This window comes from Brevibacterium sp. LE-L, assembly GCF_050214925.1.
Taxonomy (GTDB): domain Bacteria; phylum Actinomycetota; class Actinomycetes; order Actinomycetales; family Brevibacteriaceae; genus Brevibacterium.
The window spans coordinates 2,775,501-2,790,767 of sequence record NZ_CP189759.1 but is presented as its reverse complement, the minus strand read 5'-3'; the positions used below and the strand labels follow the sequence as shown (position 1 = coordinate 2,790,767).

16 protein-coding genes are annotated in these 15,267 nt (G+C 61.1%); 10 read left to right on the top strand and 6 right to left on the bottom strand.

Annotation, left to right across the window (positions count from 1 at the left end):
- Window positions 1-265: 265 nt before the first annotated feature.
- Window positions 266-2,416 carry a S1 family peptidase gene (locus ACQE2J_RS12610; protein WP_426936411.1) on the top strand — a complete coding sequence of 717 codons (2,151 nt, stop codon included), beginning with the start codon at window positions 266-268 and terminating at the stop codon, window positions 2,414-2,416.
- A 75-nt stretch (window positions 2,417-2,491) separates the two neighbouring features.
- On the opposite strand, the gene ACQE2J_RS12605 is transcribed toward ACQE2J_RS12610, so the two are convergent.
- Entirely contained in the window at window positions 2,492-3,469 is a 978-nt protein-coding gene (locus ACQE2J_RS12605; RefSeq protein ID WP_346763129.1) for a GNAT family N-acetyltransferase, read from the bottom strand.
- A gap of 84 nt (window positions 3,470-3,553) precedes the next feature.
- Here ACQE2J_RS12605 and ACQE2J_RS12600 point away from each other — a divergent pair, with 84 nt between their 5' ends.
- The 7 genes from ACQE2J_RS12600 to tpx all read left to right on the top strand — a co-directional run bounded on the left by ACQE2J_RS12600 (window position 3,554) and on the right by tpx (window position 9,614).
- Window positions 3,554-3,769, top strand: a complete 216-nt coding sequence (locus ACQE2J_RS12600; protein WP_135807604.1) for a hypothetical protein — start codon at window positions 3,554-3,556, stop codon at window positions 3,767-3,769.
- 42 nt (window positions 3,770-3,811) lie between these two features.
- Window positions 3,812-4,630 carry a thioesterase family protein gene (locus ACQE2J_RS12595; protein ID WP_426936410.1) on the top strand — a complete coding sequence of 273 codons (819 nt, stop codon included), beginning with the start codon at window positions 3,812-3,814 and terminating at the stop codon, window positions 4,628-4,630.
- 107 nt (window positions 4,631-4,737) lie between these two features.
- On the top strand, window positions 4,738-5,109 hold the full coding sequence (locus ACQE2J_RS12590; RefSeq protein ID WP_135807602.1) for a VOC family protein: 372 nt from the start codon (window positions 4,738-4,740) through the stop codon (window positions 5,107-5,109).
- A gap of 55 nt (window positions 5,110-5,164) precedes the next feature.
- On the top strand, window positions 5,165-5,683 hold the full coding sequence (locus tag ACQE2J_RS12585; protein ID WP_135807601.1) for a DinB family protein: 519 nt from the start codon (window positions 5,165-5,167) through the stop codon (window positions 5,681-5,683).
- 44 nt (window positions 5,684-5,727) lie between these two features.
- Window positions 5,728-6,735, top strand: coding sequence for a DUF368 domain-containing protein (locus ACQE2J_RS12580; RefSeq protein WP_135807600.1), 1,008 nt, complete (start codon window positions 5,728-5,730; stop codon window positions 6,733-6,735).
- A gap of 115 nt (window positions 6,736-6,850) precedes the next feature.
- On the top strand, window positions 6,851-8,974 hold the full coding sequence (locus ACQE2J_RS12575) for a bifunctional metallophosphatase/5'-nucleotidase (RefSeq protein WP_135807599.1): 2,124 nt from the start codon (window positions 6,851-6,853) through the stop codon (window positions 8,972-8,974).
- A 139-nt stretch (window positions 8,975-9,113) separates the two neighbouring features.
- Window positions 9,114-9,614 (top strand): thiol peroxidase, encoded by a 501-nt coding sequence (gene tpx, locus ACQE2J_RS12570; protein ID WP_135807598.1) that lies wholly within the window; start codon window positions 9,114-9,116, stop codon window positions 9,612-9,614.
- Between the two features lie 154 nt (window positions 9,615-9,768).
- On the opposite strand, the gene ACQE2J_RS12565 is transcribed toward tpx, so the two are convergent.
- A complete protein-coding gene (locus ACQE2J_RS12565; protein ID WP_135807597.1) occupies window positions 9,769-10,485 on the bottom strand; it encodes a PIG-L deacetylase family protein in 717 nt (238 codons plus the stop codon).
- Between the two features lie 105 nt (window positions 10,486-10,590).
- On the opposite strand from ACQE2J_RS12565, the gene ACQE2J_RS12560 reads away from it, so the two are divergent.
- Window positions 10,591-11,253, top strand: coding sequence for a hypothetical protein (locus ACQE2J_RS12560; RefSeq protein WP_135807596.1), 663 nt, complete (start codon window positions 10,591-10,593; stop codon window positions 11,251-11,253).
- Here ACQE2J_RS12560 and ACQE2J_RS12555 read toward each other — a convergent pair.
- From ACQE2J_RS12555 to ACQE2J_RS12540, 4 genes are all read right to left on the bottom strand, one after another.
- Complete coding sequence (locus ACQE2J_RS12555; RefSeq protein WP_240688449.1) at window positions 11,223-12,446, bottom strand: NAD(P)-binding domain-containing protein; 1,224 nt, start codon at window positions 12,444-12,446, stop codon at window positions 11,223-11,225. The two genes, ACQE2J_RS12560 and ACQE2J_RS12555, sit on opposite strands and share 31 nt — an antisense overlap.
- Before the next feature lie 102 nt (window positions 12,447-12,548).
- Window positions 12,549-13,103, bottom strand: coding sequence for a hypothetical protein (locus ACQE2J_RS12550; protein ID WP_135807594.1), 555 nt, complete (start codon window positions 13,101-13,103; stop codon window positions 12,549-12,551).
- 293 nt (window positions 13,104-13,396) lie between these two features.
- Window positions 13,397-13,993 (bottom strand): hypothetical protein, encoded by a 597-nt coding sequence (locus tag ACQE2J_RS12545; RefSeq protein ID WP_135807593.1) that lies wholly within the window; start codon window positions 13,991-13,993, stop codon window positions 13,397-13,399.
- Window positions 13,994-14,194: 201 nt separating this feature from the next.
- Window positions 14,195-14,782, bottom strand: a complete 588-nt coding sequence (locus ACQE2J_RS12540; RefSeq protein ID WP_135807592.1) for an HhH-GPD-type base excision DNA repair protein — start codon at window positions 14,780-14,782, stop codon at window positions 14,195-14,197.
- Window positions 14,783-14,836: 54 nt separating this feature from the next.
- On the opposite strand from ACQE2J_RS12540, the gene ACQE2J_RS12535 reads away from it, so the two are divergent.
- On the top strand, window positions 14,837-15,220 hold the full coding sequence (locus tag ACQE2J_RS12535; protein WP_168216582.1) for a YchJ family protein: 384 nt from the start codon (window positions 14,837-14,839) through the stop codon (window positions 15,218-15,220).
- The last annotated feature ends 47 nt before the right edge of the window (window positions 15,221-15,267 follow it).

Here is a 15,267-nt window from a genome sequence, read left to right as displayed (position 1 = left end):
GTGCAGTGATGCAGACCGTCTGACGGTCTGCTGAACCCGCACTGACGATGCCCCCGGTCCTCTGACCGGGGGCATCGTCAATTCATCCCGTGGTCGCGCGGCGGATAAAGGCAAGTCGCTTTGTACATCTGTTGAAGTTTCGTTCATTAAGTTCACAGTTTTCCACGTACTTTTTTGGTAGTCCCTGAGTGCGGCCCGTAACCTTATCGTGACTTAGGTCATCGATTCGTGATTTTGATCCCTCACACAAGAGAGACAACAACTTATGCAGAAGAAACTCGTGCAGAGTTCGCTGGCGCTGGCCGCAGCGACAGCACTCGGACTCGGAGGCGCACTCGTCACCGGGCCCGCAATGGCAGATTCGCCTGAGCTCACTCAGCAGACTGCGCAGAAGGCTGCGAAGTCCATCTCCGTCGTCAATGCTTTCGGTTTCGACAACGGCACACTTCACCTCGGTGTCGAAAACGAAGGTGACGTAGATTCGGCAGAGATTGAGAAGCTCCAGAAGAAGTACGGGGCTGACAACGTCGTCGTTCAGGCCGGTATTCCCGAAGTCGAAGCCCATGCCGCTGACGATCTGGTCGGTGGCGCCGGCTATCTGCTGACCTCGCCGAGCACCGGCGGAACAGGGGCCTGCTCGACCGGATTCTCCGGATGGGACGATCAGGGTAACCCTGTCGTCGTGACGGCGGGCCACTGTGCCGAAGACACCGGAGAGAACGGCGAGGACCTCGGATCGAACGATATCCTCGACACCGAGCTTCCCAACTCTTCTCCCGCCGCCGGTGGTCAGGGTGGCGAAGTCACCGGGGTAGGCTCTCTCGGCTCCTGGGGATACAACAAGTACGGCAGCCCTGTCGAACCTGATGACGAGACAGGCAGTGAGGGCGATATCGACTTCGCCGTCATCGACGTCGACGAGTCGAAGTACAACGTGAAGAGCGGTATCACCGATTGGTCTGATGATGAAGACCTCTCATCCTCGGTCGCGGCTATCACCTCTGTGGGATCGCATACCGAAGGCAGCATTCAGAAGGCCGGTCGCACGACCGGACTGACAGAGGGCCAGGTCATCCCTCGCGAGCAGGCGCCGTTCGACTTCATGAGCGTCAGCGATCGCTGGGTGCATGGATTTGCTGTTGAGTCGTCGCTGAGCGATCCGTTCTCGGCGCCCGGCGACTCCGGCGGCGGTGTCTTCCAGGGAGACACCGCAGTGGGCGTGATCTCCGGTGGCGGACCTGCTGAATGGGACGACGGCACCGAGTTCTCACTCGGTTGGGTAGCCGACCTCGACTACTCCCTCGAGCAGTCGAACCAGTCGATTTCCTTCGAGGACCCCGCCGAGGAGCCCCCTGGCGACGACAACTCGGACGCAGATGCTTCTGCTGCCGCTGAGGGTGAGGACGCGGATGCTTCGGCAGCCGCAGAAGGCGACGACGCCAACGCTTCCGACAACGCTGATGCAGACGCCAAGGATGCCGACGCTTCGTCCGCTGCAGAAGGCGACGATGCTGAAGCTTCGGCTGACGCAGACGGAGCAGAGGCAGACGCTTCCGCAGCCGCCGACGGCAAGGATGACGAAGCTGATTCCGACGCTGACGGTGACGAGAAGCCCGAAGCTCCCAAGGTCGGCGACCAGACAGTCGTCGAAGGTGGAAAGATCAGCGGTCAGGCCGCTCCGAATGCTGAAGTGAAGCTGACTTGGAAGTCTGCTGGCGCCAACGCTGGTTCCGCTCAGGCCGCACCCGCTGAGGGCAATGTGACCGTCAAGACCGATGCTGACGGCAACTTCTCGACCGAGGCTCCTGCCGAAGCCGGTGAGTACAACTACACCGCAGTCGTCAACGTCAACGGACAGGACTCCGCCCCGGCTGAGTTCGTTGTGACCGTTGAGGCTGAAGAGGCCCCTGCCGAGCGCAGCCTGACCGTCGACCCGAAGGAAGTCTCTGCTTCTGACTTCGTGAAGGAAGACAAGGGCGTGCAGGTCACCGCTGAAGGCTTCGAAGAGGGCGAGAAGGTCAGCCTCGAGGTTGTTGCCGGTCCGGACAATGTCGAGGGCATCACTCTCGAAGAGACCGCCAATGCAGACGGAGTCGTCGGATTCTCGATCTACGGCACCAGCGCCTCGAACCCCGAGGCCTACCTCGGTCAGTACGATCTCGAGGTCACCGGAGCCAACGACGCCGAAGACGAAGAAGCCCTCACCGGTTCCTTCCAGGTCGTGGCCGACGAAGACGGCAACGGTGGCGGCAACGATGGCGATGACAACGGCAACGACGACGGAAACGGTGACGGCGGTGGCTCTGATCTGCCTCGCACCGGTGCCGAGCTGACCGGCCTTGCTGCCGGAGCCGGACTCCTCCTCGTCGGCGGAGCCGCTGTTGTTCTGACCATGCGTCGCAAGAAGAACAACTGACGCAAACTCTGACGGTCAGATGCTGACCGACTGAGCGGACGTGCCCCTGACCTTCGGGTCAGGGGCACTTTCTCATCATCGGACGAAAGCACGCAGAGCCGCCCCTGCAGATGGGGAGGCCTCGCTGAATCCGAGAGAAGCGTAGAACGCCGTCAATCTCGGATCATCGTCGGTAAGCAGAACAGTCTGTCGGACGTCGGCGAAAGGTTCGAAGGCACGGATGACGAGTTCCGTTCCGATGCCGCGCCATTGCACCCTGGGGTCAACGAGGACATCCTGCAGATAGACAAGTGTCCCGAAGTCGCTGATAACGCGAGCCAGTCCCACAAGAGTTCCTTTCTCGCGAGCGCAAACGACATGTGCGGAGTTGAGCACGCTGAGGATCAGCCGTTCCGGGTCGTTTGTATAAGCAGACCATCCGACTGAATCGTAGAGGCCGAGCAGCTCACTGCGCGAAGACACGTCATTCGACGAATACGTGATCCCGTTTCGAGTCCGCTCTGGGAAGTGTCGACGATCGTGCCAGTGAAGCACGTCACGGACCCCTGTCTCCCATTCCCTGCGCAGAATCGCGTAGGCGACTGAATCCAAAGGGTCTCCACCGGCAACGGGCCACGCCTGACGGTAGTGAGCTTCCTTTGTCCAGCCCGCTCGTTCGAAGACCGACCTCATGGCGCAGTTGTCTTCCCGGGTCTGACCTTCCACTCGTATCGCTCGCGTATTGGCGAACATGTGATCGGAAATGGAGTTCAATGCCGCAACGCCGAGCCCCAGGCCCCGGAACCGTGCGGCCAATCGGAGGTCGAGCATCGGAGTCTCGTCACGAAGATCCTCGAGTCGGACGATACCGATCCGCCCGTACTCACCGTGATCGAGCCAGAATGTCTCGTTCGTCTCGCCGAGGAAGTATCCGGTCGCAATTCGTTCGCGGACCGATTCCTCTGACCAGCCGGACGTCGCCACGTGAAAAGGAAACTCTTCCGTAGTGTAGAACTCAATGAGCTCACCAGTATCGCGGTCATCGGGATCGACTCGGGTCAGTTGCATACTCATGCGCTTAGACTAACCGGAGTGTGCCCACCGCGGTTCAGAGCAGATACGCGATGATCAAAGCGCGTCCGACGAAGGAGTCCAGCAATGAGCCTTGAAGACGACCCGTTCGACTACCAGATCACCAAATCCGGAGTCCTTGTCATCCGCCGAGGCGGCCGTACGGTCATGGAACTCGGCGGGAAGAAGGCCGCCGCACTCATTCCCAGACTCGGCCGCGATGACGAAACCGACCAGCAATTGCTGGCCCGGGCGACCGGAAACTACCGTCACGGAAACGAACGTCAGCCCAAACAATCCTGATGCTGGCTGTACGATCGTTCAGCTGTTGGTAATGTATGTCACATGAGTCAAACGACCGCCAGTGAATTCTCCCGCGCCACCGCCGTTACTCGACAAAGCGAACACGAGTTCACCGCCGAACTCGACGCCGGCTGGAAAGTCGCCGGAGCCGTCAACGGAGGCTACCTCCTCGGGGTCGCCGGTCAAGCACTTCGCACCGTCAACCCCAGTACGCCGGACCCCCTCGTGGTCTCCACCTTCTATCTGGGACCCAGCACAGAAGGTTCGGTGGACATCACCACTCGCACACTGCGCGAAGGCCGATCAACGGCGAGCTACGGCATCGAACTCTCCCAGAACGGGGCACCGACGATCTCGGCAATGGCCACGATGGGCAACCTCGGCGAGCTTCCCGACGATGTCGGCACCACTGCCACCCTGCCCCAGCTGCCGCCACCAGAGGAGTGTGTCAGCGTCGCTGAAGCCAGCGAGGATTTCACGAAAGCGGCACCGCTGATCGAACGTTTCGATATGCGCCTGGACCCGGCCACCGCTGGGTTCGCGGTCGGCAGACCCAGTGGTCGCGGAGTGCTGCAGGGCTGGATTCGGTTCATCGACGGGACGGATCCAGATCCGCTGTCTCTGCTGACGTTCCTCGACTCCTTCCCGCCGGTGATGTTCGACCTGGGTCGTTTCAATTGGGCACCGACGATGGAACTGACCGCGCACGTTCGGGCCCTGCCTGCGCCCGGTTGGATCAGTGCGCGACTGGCCACTCGGAACATCGCCGGCGGTATGTTCGAAGAGGACTGCGAATTGTGGGACTCGGCCGGCCGCCTCGTGGCTCAGTCACGTCAGTTGGCGCGCCAGCCTCGTGGGTGAAGAAACGATGACGGCGGATAACCGACGATGACGCCCACAGAGTGTCATGTCAGCACGGTGCTCTAGAGTCAGTTCAACACCTATCCGACTGTGAAAGGACCAAGTCCATGGCATCGCTGTCATCGCTGAGCATCACATTCGACTGCCTCGACGTGGAAACGCAATCGCTCTTCTGGGCCGAACTCCTCGGTGCCGAAATCGATTCTGGTGCCAATGATTATGTCGCGAGCATCGGGGGAGTCCACAACACCGAATCATCGACCCCGGGAATGCTCTTCCTCAAGGTCGACGAGCGTACAGAGGGGAAGAATCCGCTGCATATCGACCTCGACGATCCGCACTATCCAGCGGATGTCGACCGGGCGGTCTCCCTGGGGGCGCAGAAGCTGGGGTCCTTCGACGAATACGGAATCGAATGGACGACCTTGAAAGATCCCGAAGGAAATCTCTTCGACATCGGCCGAAGAAAACTAGACTGAACCCCATGCACCTGGTTTGAACGACAGGCCGTCTGCATGATCAGAGAGGCTCAGCATGACCCTGCCATTGACCGATCCGAGCAGCACCCCGACCGAACGCCGTGGGCTCGAAGAGTTCCTCGACTACTTTCGACAGGTGGTCAGACGCAAGGCCGATGGGCTGACGCCTGACCAGCTGGCGCACACCGTGGCCTCCTCGTCGTTGACGATCGGCGGGATCCTCCGCCATCTCACTCTCGTCGAAGAGAGCTGGTTCGTCGAAGTGCTGCAGGGCAGAGAGCTGGGGGAGCCGTGGTCGAGTGTCGATTGGAACTCCGACCGTGATTGGGACTTCGACTCCGCTGCGGGGATGACTGCGGAAGAGCTCCTGGACGCCCACGCACAGTCATGCGAAATATCCCGTGAAATCCTCGCCGAGGTGGCCGACCTGGGCACGCTCACCGAGCGAAGTGACAGCGACGGAGTCAGGTTCAACGTCCGCTGGATCCTCATCCACCTCATTGAAGAATATGCTCGACATGCGGGCCACGCCGATCTCCTGCGCGAAGACATCGATGGTGAGATCGGCGACTGAGTCGCAGGCTCGCAACGGCCGGTCGATGAAATAGGCTGGGAGGTATGACGAACTCCTCGCCATCCGCTGCCGACACTGAGCCGAAACGACCCAAGGCGCTCCTTCCACTCGACCTGGTGCGTGGCTTCCTCATCGGCAGCGCCGAACTCGTCCCCGGAGTCTCCGGCGGAACCATCGCCCTGGTCACCGGAGTCTACGACCAGCTGATCGACTCCGCCGCACACGTCGTCTCTGCAGCAAAGACCCTGGTGGCAGGACCGGACCGGGTGACAGGTGCGATCGCTGAACTGCGGCGTACCGACTGGCTCCTCGTTATCCCCGTTCTGCTGGGAATGGCCACTGCAGTGTTCACCATTGCCGGTGTCATGGAGTCCTTCGTCGCCGGCAACCCCGAACTCTCCCGCGGACTGTTCTTCGGTCTCGTCGCCGCCAGCATCGCGGTGCCGCTGCGGATGCTGCCCGCACGGACCACGCGTCAGCCGGCACTCCTCGGTGTTCTGGCCTTCATCGCCGCAGCCGCGCTCGCGTTCTGGATGACGAGTCTGGCCGGCGGTGCAGATGTGGAGAACCCGCCTCTCATCACGGTCTTCTTCGTCGCCTCGATCGCCATCTGCGCACTCGTCATTCCCGGAGTCTCCGGATCATTCTTCCTGCTGGCGGTCGGCCTGTACTCGACGACACTGCGCGCCGTCGACTCCCGCGATTTCGGGTACATCGGAATCTTCCTGCTCGGAGCGATCCTCGGCCTGGCCGTCTTTGTCAACATCCTCAGATACTTCCTCCACAACCACCGGTGGTGGACACTCACCGTCATGGCGGGACTGATGTTCGGTTCCCTGCGCGCTCTCTGGCCCTGGCAGTCGTCCGCCGAGGCAGGGGCTGACGGCGAAGAGCACGGAGCAGGTGCTCTGCTGGCTCCTGGTGACCCGGTGCTCGGCCCGATCCTTTTGGCAGTCCTCGGCGCAGCTGTTGTCGTCATCCTCATCGTCGTCGAGGCGAAATTCGCTGCTTCGAAGGCTCAGTCGGTTGGAGCCGACTCCAGCGCGGCTTGAGCGCAACAGAGTTTGTTCAAATTTCTTTCAAGATCCATTCAGAAAACGGTCAGCGCACACTAGGGTGAGAGAGTTGAATCACTTTCATCCACTTTGACCAGTCTTCTGGAGACACATGCGTCTGCGCACCCTGACCTCGTCAACACTCGCCCTTGCTCTCATCGTCACCGGACCCGCGGCCGCCTCGGCGACCGGCCTCGGCGACGCAGGGGATTCCGCCGACGCCCAGGCGGCCAAGACCGGAGAGCTGACGCTGCTGGCGACGACCGACGTACACGGCAACGTACTCAACTGGGACTACTTCGCGAACAAGCCTTACCCGGCAGGGGAGGAACTGGGGATGACCCGCGCAGCGACGCTCGTCAATGGGGTCCGCGAGGACAAGGGCGCGGAATCCGTGCTCCTCGTCGACAACGGTGACACCATCCAAGGCAACCCCTTGGCCTACTACTTCGCCAAACAGGAGCCGATCACGACGAGTGGTCAGACGCACCCGCTGGCCAAGACCTACAACCATTTGGAATACGACGCACAGGTCGTCGGCAACCATGAGTTCAACTACGGTCTCGATCTGCTGGCCACCTACAAAGACCAGATCGACTTCCCGCTGCTCGGCGCCAATGTCATCGATGACGCTGACGGTCAGACACATCTGGATCCGTATGCGATGGTCGACAAACAGGTCGATGGTGAGACGATCACCGTCGGTGTTCTCGGAGTGACTACCCCCGGCAGTCGAATCTGGGACAAGAACAACCTGACCGGAAAGGTGCACTTCGACGATCCCGTTGAGACGGCCCAGAAGTATGTCCCCGAGATGAAGCAGAAAGGCGCTGACGTCATCGTCGTGCTTTCCCACTCGGGCAAGGATCCGAAGGGGCAGAACTGGGACCCGGACCAACTGCAGGAGAACCTCAGCACCTCGGTGGCGAAGGTTCCCGGTATCGATGTCCTCGTTGCCGGACATACCCACCAGAACGAACCCAGTCAGGTCGTGGACCGTGACGACGGCAGTCAGGTGCTCATCACCCAGCCGAACTACTGGGCCCGATCGGTCTCCGAGGTGGGCCTGCCGATCAATCTCGACACACACCACGTCGATTGGGGTGAGATCGAGCCCCACGCGGATGCGCTGGCCACCCAGGGCGAAGTCGCTGAGGATCAGGAGATCAAGGACCTCGTCGATGAGCAGCACCGGACCACGATCGACTACGTGAACACGAAGATCGGGCGGGTGACTGAAACCCTGTCGGCGAAGACCTCCTACTACGAGGACACAGCGATCCTCGACTTCATCTCTCACGTCCAGACTGAGACGGTGCAGGAGGGCCTGAAGGGAACAGACTATGAGGATCTGCCCGTGATCTCACAGGCATCACCGTTCAGTCGCACCGCAGAATTCCCAGCCGGTGACATCACGATCCGCGATGTGGCCGGACTCTACGTCTACGACAACACTCTGGCCGGGGTCGAAATCAACGGTGCCCAGCTCCGTGACTACCTCGAGTACTCGGCCCGGTATTTCAAACAGACTGAAGAAGGCGCTGAATTCGACCCGGTCGACGGCACCAATGCGATCGATGAAGGCTCCGATTCACCGATCCCGGACTACAACTATGACGCTCTGGCCGGAATCGACTATGACATCAACGTCTCCAAACCCAGCGGTGAGAGGATCGAGCATCTCAAACGGGCCGACGGCACCGAAGTCGGAGACGACGACCGGTTCATTCTCGCCATCAACAACTACCGCCAGTCCGGGGGAGGCGGCTACCCGGTCGACGGACTCAAAGAGATCTACAACGAGCAGGTCGAGGTGCGCCAGGCCCTCATCGACTGGGCCGAGGAAAAACAGATCGTCGACCCAGCCGATTTCTTCGACGAGAACTGGCAGGTCGTCACCAGCAGTCGGACCCCTGGCGGAGACGGCGGAGACGATGGCGACGATTCCAGCGACAACGGAGACAGCTCCCGTGAAGCAACTGCGGCAGCAGATTCGAATGGATCCGATGACGACGAGTCCGATGCCAGCGAATCCTCGGATGCTTCGAGTTCTGGGAATGCCGGAGGCTCTGACGGGGATGACAGCGGCGAAGCCGATGAATCGGCGGCCGGCGCCGGTGGCGGGGCCGACCTTCCACGGACCGGTGTCGAAGTCACCACGAGCATCGGCATCGCTGCCGCGATCATCGCACTCGGGACGGTGCTGGTGCTCTTCACACGCCGCCGTCGCAGCTGAGGAATCGCCGAGCATCCGCGGGACACAGCGAATTGACGTCGACCTGATGACCGGTCTGCATTCATCGGGCTTCCCCCGGCCTCGACTCACGTAGAGTGAGAGAGACAGCAGTCAGCTCTGAAGAAGGAGAAAGTCAAGCATGGCCAACACAGCATTCCAGGGATCTCCGGTCAAGACCGTCGGCGACCTGCCTGCCAAAGGCGAGCAGGCTCCGGCCTTCAGCCTCGTCGGCGGCGACCTCGGTGATGTGAACTCACAGGACTATTCGGGCAAGCGCGTCGTGCTCAACATCTTTCCCAGCGTCGATACGGGCGTGTGCGCAGCCTCGGTGCGCAAGTTCAACGAACTCGCCGCCGACCTGGGGAACACCACCGTTCTCTGCGTATCCAATGACCTTCCGTTCGCTCAGGGCCGCTTCTGCGGTGCCGAGGGAATCGAGAACGTCGTGGCAGCATCGGGATTCCGCAGCTCGTTCGGCAAGGACTTCGGTGTGACCATGGTCGATGGTCCGCTCGCCGGCCTGCTCGCACGCTCTGTCGTCGTCGTCGATGAGAAAGGCACTGTGACCTACACACAGCTCGTCGACGAGATCACCACCGAGCCCGACTACGACTCAGCGATCGCAGCTCTGGGAGCCTGATCTCCTGTCTGCGGGCCGAATCCTCGACCCGCGCATAGTGAACCGGGTGGGACGTGTACGCGTCCCACCCGGTTCACTCTGCAGGCAAAGAGTGCCGATCATGATCAATGCGGCAGGCACCTCGGGTGCCGGTACGCAGCTCGTGCCGAAGTTCTCACATATCGACGACGGTGATCGGCAGAGCATAATCAACACCGGCGAGCTCTCCACCGCTCGTGGTGATGCCGGAGATCATATCCTTCGGTTCCGGGTGGTCACTGAGTGCGTCCAAATAGACCTTGTGCGCCTCGAGTGACCGCACACCGCGGTCGACATGCTCGGCGGTGAGGGCCACGGCATGAGTGGGCTCGGCACCGTTGATGAGCAGCCGATCGGCTTTCCACGCTTCGAGCCCTTCGTCCTTGAGATCGGTGAAGACCCAGGGATTGTCGGCATCGCGGATCGCATCGACAGTGGCGACACCGGCATTGCGATGATCGACATGATTGAGTCCCCACTGGACCTGCAGATCGAATGTCGTCACCACGACCGCATTCGGTCGGAACTCGCGGATCTTCCGCGCAATCGAGCGACGCAGCTCATGAGTGGGTTCCAACAGTCCATCCGGGTAGTCGAGGATCTCGAGATCGTCGACGCCGACGACATTGCATGCCCGACGCTGCTCTTCGGCGCGCAACGGCGCCACCTCCTCGGGGCTCATTTCACGGATCCCTGCCTCCCCACGGGTAAGCAGCAGATAAGCGACCTCCTTGCCCTCGTCGGTCCATTTCGACACTGCGGCCGACCCTCCGTACTCCATATCGTCGGGGTGGGCGACCACGCAGAGCACGCGGTTGATATCAGAGTCATCGAAAAGCGGGATCTCAGTCATGCCTCCAGGCTAGGCGGCATCCTGCAGTTGCGCTAGGGAACGGGGACGAATCCGACTTTGGGTACGATGTGGATGACCCCACCGACCGAGTGAAGGCAGACAACGATGAAGAGGTCATTCGCAGCGGTGACGTTGGTTCTGGGGCTGACCCTCAGCGGATGTTCGGCGTTCCGGGTCAGCAGCTCCGATGAAGCAGGCTCGAAGCCGGCGAAAGTGGGCATCGGGGATGGGCAGTCACCATCGCCGACATCAACGGGTCCGACGATTCCCGACGACATGAGTGAGACCACCGTTGACCTGGGCGACAAGTGTCCCATCGAAGTCAGCCTGGCATTGGGCGCAGACTGGGCCGATGGTTCCGGGTACGACGGATATCGGCTCTATACCGCCGATTCCGAGGCGATCATCACGGTCAACTGCTTCGATGACGATGATTCTTCACCTCAGGGCTTGGTGGATCAGGCGCGGGAGAGAATGTTCAGCACCTCGGGGTCGACATTGGACAGTGAAACCACGGGATCACTCAGTGGGGGAGAGTACTGGGTCTTCCATGGCACGCTGGCTGCCGACGATATGCGCGCAGTCGATCAGGAGGACTCAGTGATCTTCGGTACCGTTGCCGGATTATCCGCCGACGGTCGACTGTTCAAGATCAGTGTCGACATGCTTGCTCAAGCCGATGACACCGAAGCTCAGGACCAGTTCCGCCAAATGCTTCCGACGGTTCGCCTCGGCGATCAGGTGCTCAAAGCCCCAGACCTGCGCTGAGGCTGTCGGCTACCTGACATGCGTTTGAGCAGTTCCCGGGCCGCAATCCTTCCCGCGCGGGTGGCGCCGACCGTGGAACTGGCCGATCCGTAGCCGACGAGGAAGAGTCGGGGATCGTCCTTGACGGCGACTTCTGTCTCCATGGCGATCCCACCATCCGGTGTGCGCAAATGAAGAGGTGCGAGGTGTTTGAGAGCTGCTCGGAATCCTGTGTTCCAGAAGATCACGTCGACCTCTTCGACGTGAGGTGCGGTGAATGGTGCCCACGACTCGGGTACTGCCAGATGGTCACTGGCCGATGGGCCCAGTCCCTCCGAGGTCGTCGGCTGTTCGGTGTCGCCGGTCCCGGGGAACCGGACCGCGTGAGGAAGGATGCGGTCGAACATGCCACGGGAGACCAGAACTCCGGAATCGATCCCTTCGCGGAACTCTCGTCGGATCGGCAGCCCCGTGGTGCGCACGACGCTGGCCGGGGCAAGGCCGGACAGAGTTCGGTCGCGCACGGCCCGCTCGACTTCGAGGCCCCATTGGCCGTCGAATTCTCTGGACGTGAAGTTCGGGGGACGGCGTGTGGCCCACAGCGTGTCGGTCACCTCGGCGAGTTCGAGGAGAAACTGTGTGGCGGAGATTCCGCCGCCGACCACGAGTGTGCGCAGTCCGCGGAAGTCCTCGACGTCCCGGAAGTTCACGGTATGGAGCTGGTGGCCTTCGAATTCGGCGATGCCGGGGATGAAGGGGACGTAGGGCTGAGTCCAGGTGCCGGTTGCGTTGATGAGGAAGTCGCTGGAGAGCGCCACGTGTTCACCGTCTATTGTGGTGGTGATGGTGAAGCGTCCCTGCCCTCGTTCTTCCGAGCGGACGGTGTTCACTTCAGCTGGGCGGATGACGCAGAGTTCGAGCTCGCGTTCGAACCGGGAGTAGTAGTCGGAGACGATCTGCGAGGCGGGTATGTTCGGGTCGGGGCGGCCGAGTGGGAATCCGGGCAAGTCGGAGATATGGTTCGTGGAACCCAGAGTCAGGGAGTCCCACCGCTCCCGCCACGCTCCACCGGGTCCGTCGCCGGCGTCGAGGATGATGAAATCCTTGCCCGGTGCGAGCCCGTCGCGCCACAGGTAATGCGCTGCGGACAGCCCGGCTTGGCCCGCCCCGATGATGACGACGGGCCAGTGAGAATCGATCAGGAGCTCGTTCATTCGGCACACCATGGTGCCATTGTTTCAGGTTTCTCGAGTCACAGTCCGACTGTCTATGCCGGGGCGTTAGACTGTTGCGTTCTGGCCGAGAGATGAGGGGTGTCATCTGGCCGATTGAGCGCAGTCGGGTCCGCGAGGGTTGGTGTAGCAGTTTTCGTCGACGAGGTAGCGGTGATACCGGTAGACGTCGATGCCGATGGTGTTGCTGGCGACGTGGGCGAAGCCGTCGATAGGCAGCCAAGGGCCGCCATCGACGGAGAACTCTCCGCTGAATGTCGCTGTCATCGCTGCCGAGACTTTGCCTGATTTTTGGTATTCGTGACCGATCTGCGGTGTGCCGCCGGCAAGTGGTTTCGCGCCTTTCGCAGTGGTTGTGGTGCCCGAGCCGTCTCCGAAGTCCCAGCTGAAGCGCTCTGGGGTGACTCTGACTTTGACTGCGTAGGTCAGCAGGGTCATGTCGATATAGCTGACGTCGATGTCGGTCCAAAACGCTGTCGGCTTGCCGACGACGGCCCAATCTTTTGGCCAGGCGTAGATTGTGGGAGCCGGAATATCGAAGTTCTGGAACTGCGATTCCGGGATGCGTGTCGGGGGATCCGGTCGGGCCGGAGCCTCGCCGCCTCCGCCTCCTCCACCGCCGGGGCCGGGTTCGCTCACGCACAGATAACCGACATCTTCCGTTGCACAGTCCGGCACTCCACCACCGGCGCCACCACCGGCGCCACCTCCGCCGTCGCTACCGCCACCGGAGCCGCCTCCTCCGGTCCCACCGCCGCCACCTCCGGAGCCGCCCCCGCCCGGAGGCGGCTCTGGAGCAGGAGGTTTCACTGCTTCACACCCGCTTGTGTCGCCGATGGTGCAACCCGGTGCTGCCACTGCTGGTATCGGAACCACGAATAAGCAAATGACGACAATTGCGATAGAAAGTATGGTGTGGGAAGCCCTGTTGTCTAGCAACGTCGTTCCCAGAGTGTTTGCTGGTCGACTTTCCAGCTCCCGTCATCCTGCTGAATCGTGTGTTGCATTGTCACTTTTCCGTCAGGGTTCGAAGTCGGTGATTGCCCCGCCGGGGTCATCGTCCACTTTGTAGTGTCGACACAGAAGTTCACTAAGACTGATGCGGCTTCTGCTGAGTCCTCCAGCTCCGTGATATCAAATACTTCGACCTTTAGCGGTACGACTTGGCCTTCAAACGTCGCTTTATCCGAAGCTACTGATTTGGCTTCTGCTTGAATTGACTTAAGTGCATCGCCAGACGCGAACTGAGGGAACTCGCTCGTTGCTTTGGTCTTTCCGGAATATGCTTCATTGATGGTTTGGATGAAACCTTCAAACGCCACCAGCGCTCCCTCTACGGCCTTCTTTTCCTCCTTATTGAGGTCGAGGTCGGTTTCGTAATCGGGGATGGCCACCTCGGCGGTGTCATCTGTGGAATCAGCGTCGGGCTCATTCGCGGGCAGGGTCGACGTCGGCGCAGCGACGGGCGAAGTGTCGGCACAGCCGACAACTGAGACCAGACTCAATGCGGAGAAAATGGCAACGATCAATTGGGCGGGTCGACGACACGGTCGGGACGATCCAGTTCTCATTCCACGCCTCTGTGGTCTGCAACTGCGGCGCGACCCCATCGGCCGACACCCGGATTCTCTACATTATTCGACAGGCGCGCTTTTTAGAACAGGCGAAGTCGAATCTGTGGATAACTCATGTCCGAGTGCGCGGAAGCAATTGTGCCGAAGAGATCGGCCCTACTTGTTCGCCGCCTTTGCCGCCTTCGCGGCGGCCTTCTGCTGCTTCTTGAAGGCGCGCACCTCCTGCAGAGTGACGTCGTCGACGACATCGGCGATCGAACGGCGGGCGTCCTCGTCACCGTAGTCACCGGCAGCCACCTGCCAGCCTTCGGCCTGAAGCTCGAACTGCTTACCGAGCAGCGCCAGGAAGATCTTCGCCTTCTGATCACCGAATCCAGGCAGCTTCTTCAGCCGTTTGAGGACCTCGGCACCGCTGGGATCACCATCAGTCCAGATCGCCTCAGCATTCCCGTCGTAGTCGTCGACGATGGCCGCAGCCAGCTTCTGCACCCGTCCGGCCATCGACTTCGGGAACCGGTGGACCGCAGGAGACTGGGCGAAAGTGTCGAGGAAATCATCCGGATTCATCTCTGCGATCTCGTCGACATCGAGCTTGCCCAGTCGCTCGGCCAACTTCGCCGGCCCCGCAAAAGCGCTCTCCATGGTCACCTGCTGATCGAGCAGCATTCCGACGAGCAGAGCGAAGCGGTCTTCGGCCAACAGTGCATCGGCCTTCGGATCTCCAGACAGGAACAGTGAAGTCATGGCTCCATCTTCGCATGCCGCCGTCTGCCGTCCATGCACCGATATCATCGGGGAATGATCTGTCCCTGTTCCGGAGTGCCTCGAGGCGCCGACTACGCCGACTGCTGCCGACCTGCACTCGACGGCGAAACCTGGCCCACCACCGCCGAGGCGCTCATGCGCTCCCGCTATACCGCTTTTGTTCGCGGCAATGAAGACCACCTCTTCCGCACGTGGCATGCCAAGACCCGACCCGACGACGTCGGCGTCGATGACTCCACCACCTGGCTCGGTCTCGAAATCCTGTCCACGACCGACGGGGGACCCGATGATGGCGCCGGAACGGTGCACTTCCGAGCGAAATTCCGGGACCACCTCGGCGATCATCTCCTCGAAGAGAACTCCTCCTTCGTCCGCAGGGCCGGACGGTGGATGTACCTCGATGCCCTTGAGAACTGACTTCGAACACCGACTTCGAGAATCGATGACGATGACATCTATACTGT

What these genes read in the sequence shown, in the direction of transcription:
- ACQE2J_RS12610 (WP_426936411.1), top strand. Translation starts at nt 266, where the DNA reads ATGCAGAAGAAACTCGTGCAGAGTTCGCTGGCGCTGGCCGCAGCGACA.
- ACQE2J_RS12605 (WP_346763129.1), bottom strand. Translation starts at nt 3,469, where the DNA reads ATGAGTATGCAACTGACCCGAGTCGATCCCGATGACCGCGATACTGGT.
- ACQE2J_RS12600 (WP_135807604.1), top strand. Translation starts at nt 3,554, where the DNA reads ATGAGCCTTGAAGACGACCCGTTCGACTACCAGATCACCAAATCCGGA.
- ACQE2J_RS12595 (WP_426936410.1), top strand. Translation starts at nt 3,812, where the DNA reads ATGAGTCAAACGACCGCCAGTGAATTCTCCCGCGCCACCGCCGTTACT.
- ACQE2J_RS12590 (WP_135807602.1), top strand. Translation starts at nt 4,738, where the DNA reads ATGGCATCGCTGTCATCGCTGAGCATCACATTCGACTGCCTCGACGTG.
- ACQE2J_RS12585 (WP_135807601.1), top strand. Translation starts at nt 5,165, where the DNA reads ATGACCCTGCCATTGACCGATCCGAGCAGCACCCCGACCGAACGCCGT.
- ACQE2J_RS12580 (WP_135807600.1), top strand. Translation starts at nt 5,728, where the DNA reads ATGACGAACTCCTCGCCATCCGCTGCCGACACTGAGCCGAAACGACCC.
- ACQE2J_RS12575 (WP_135807599.1), top strand. Translation starts at nt 6,851, where the DNA reads ATGCGTCTGCGCACCCTGACCTCGTCAACACTCGCCCTTGCTCTCATC.
- tpx (WP_135807598.1), top strand. Translation starts at nt 9,114, where the DNA reads ATGGCCAACACAGCATTCCAGGGATCTCCGGTCAAGACCGTCGGCGAC.
- ACQE2J_RS12565 (WP_135807597.1), bottom strand. Translation starts at nt 10,485, where the DNA reads ATGACTGAGATCCCGCTTTTCGATGACTCTGATATCAACCGCGTGCTC.
- ACQE2J_RS12560 (WP_135807596.1), top strand. Translation starts at nt 10,591, where the DNA reads ATGAAGAGGTCATTCGCAGCGGTGACGTTGGTTCTGGGGCTGACCCTC.
- ACQE2J_RS12555 (WP_240688449.1), bottom strand. Translation starts at nt 12,446, where the DNA reads ATGAACGAGCTCCTGATCGATTCTCACTGGCCCGTCGTCATCATCGGG.
- ACQE2J_RS12540 (WP_135807592.1), bottom strand. Translation starts at nt 14,782, where the DNA reads ATGACTTCACTGTTCCTGTCTGGAGATCCGAAGGCCGATGCACTGTTG.
- ACQE2J_RS12535 (WP_168216582.1), top strand. Translation starts at nt 14,837, where the DNA reads ATGATCTGTCCCTGTTCCGGAGTGCCTCGAGGCGCCGACTACGCCGAC.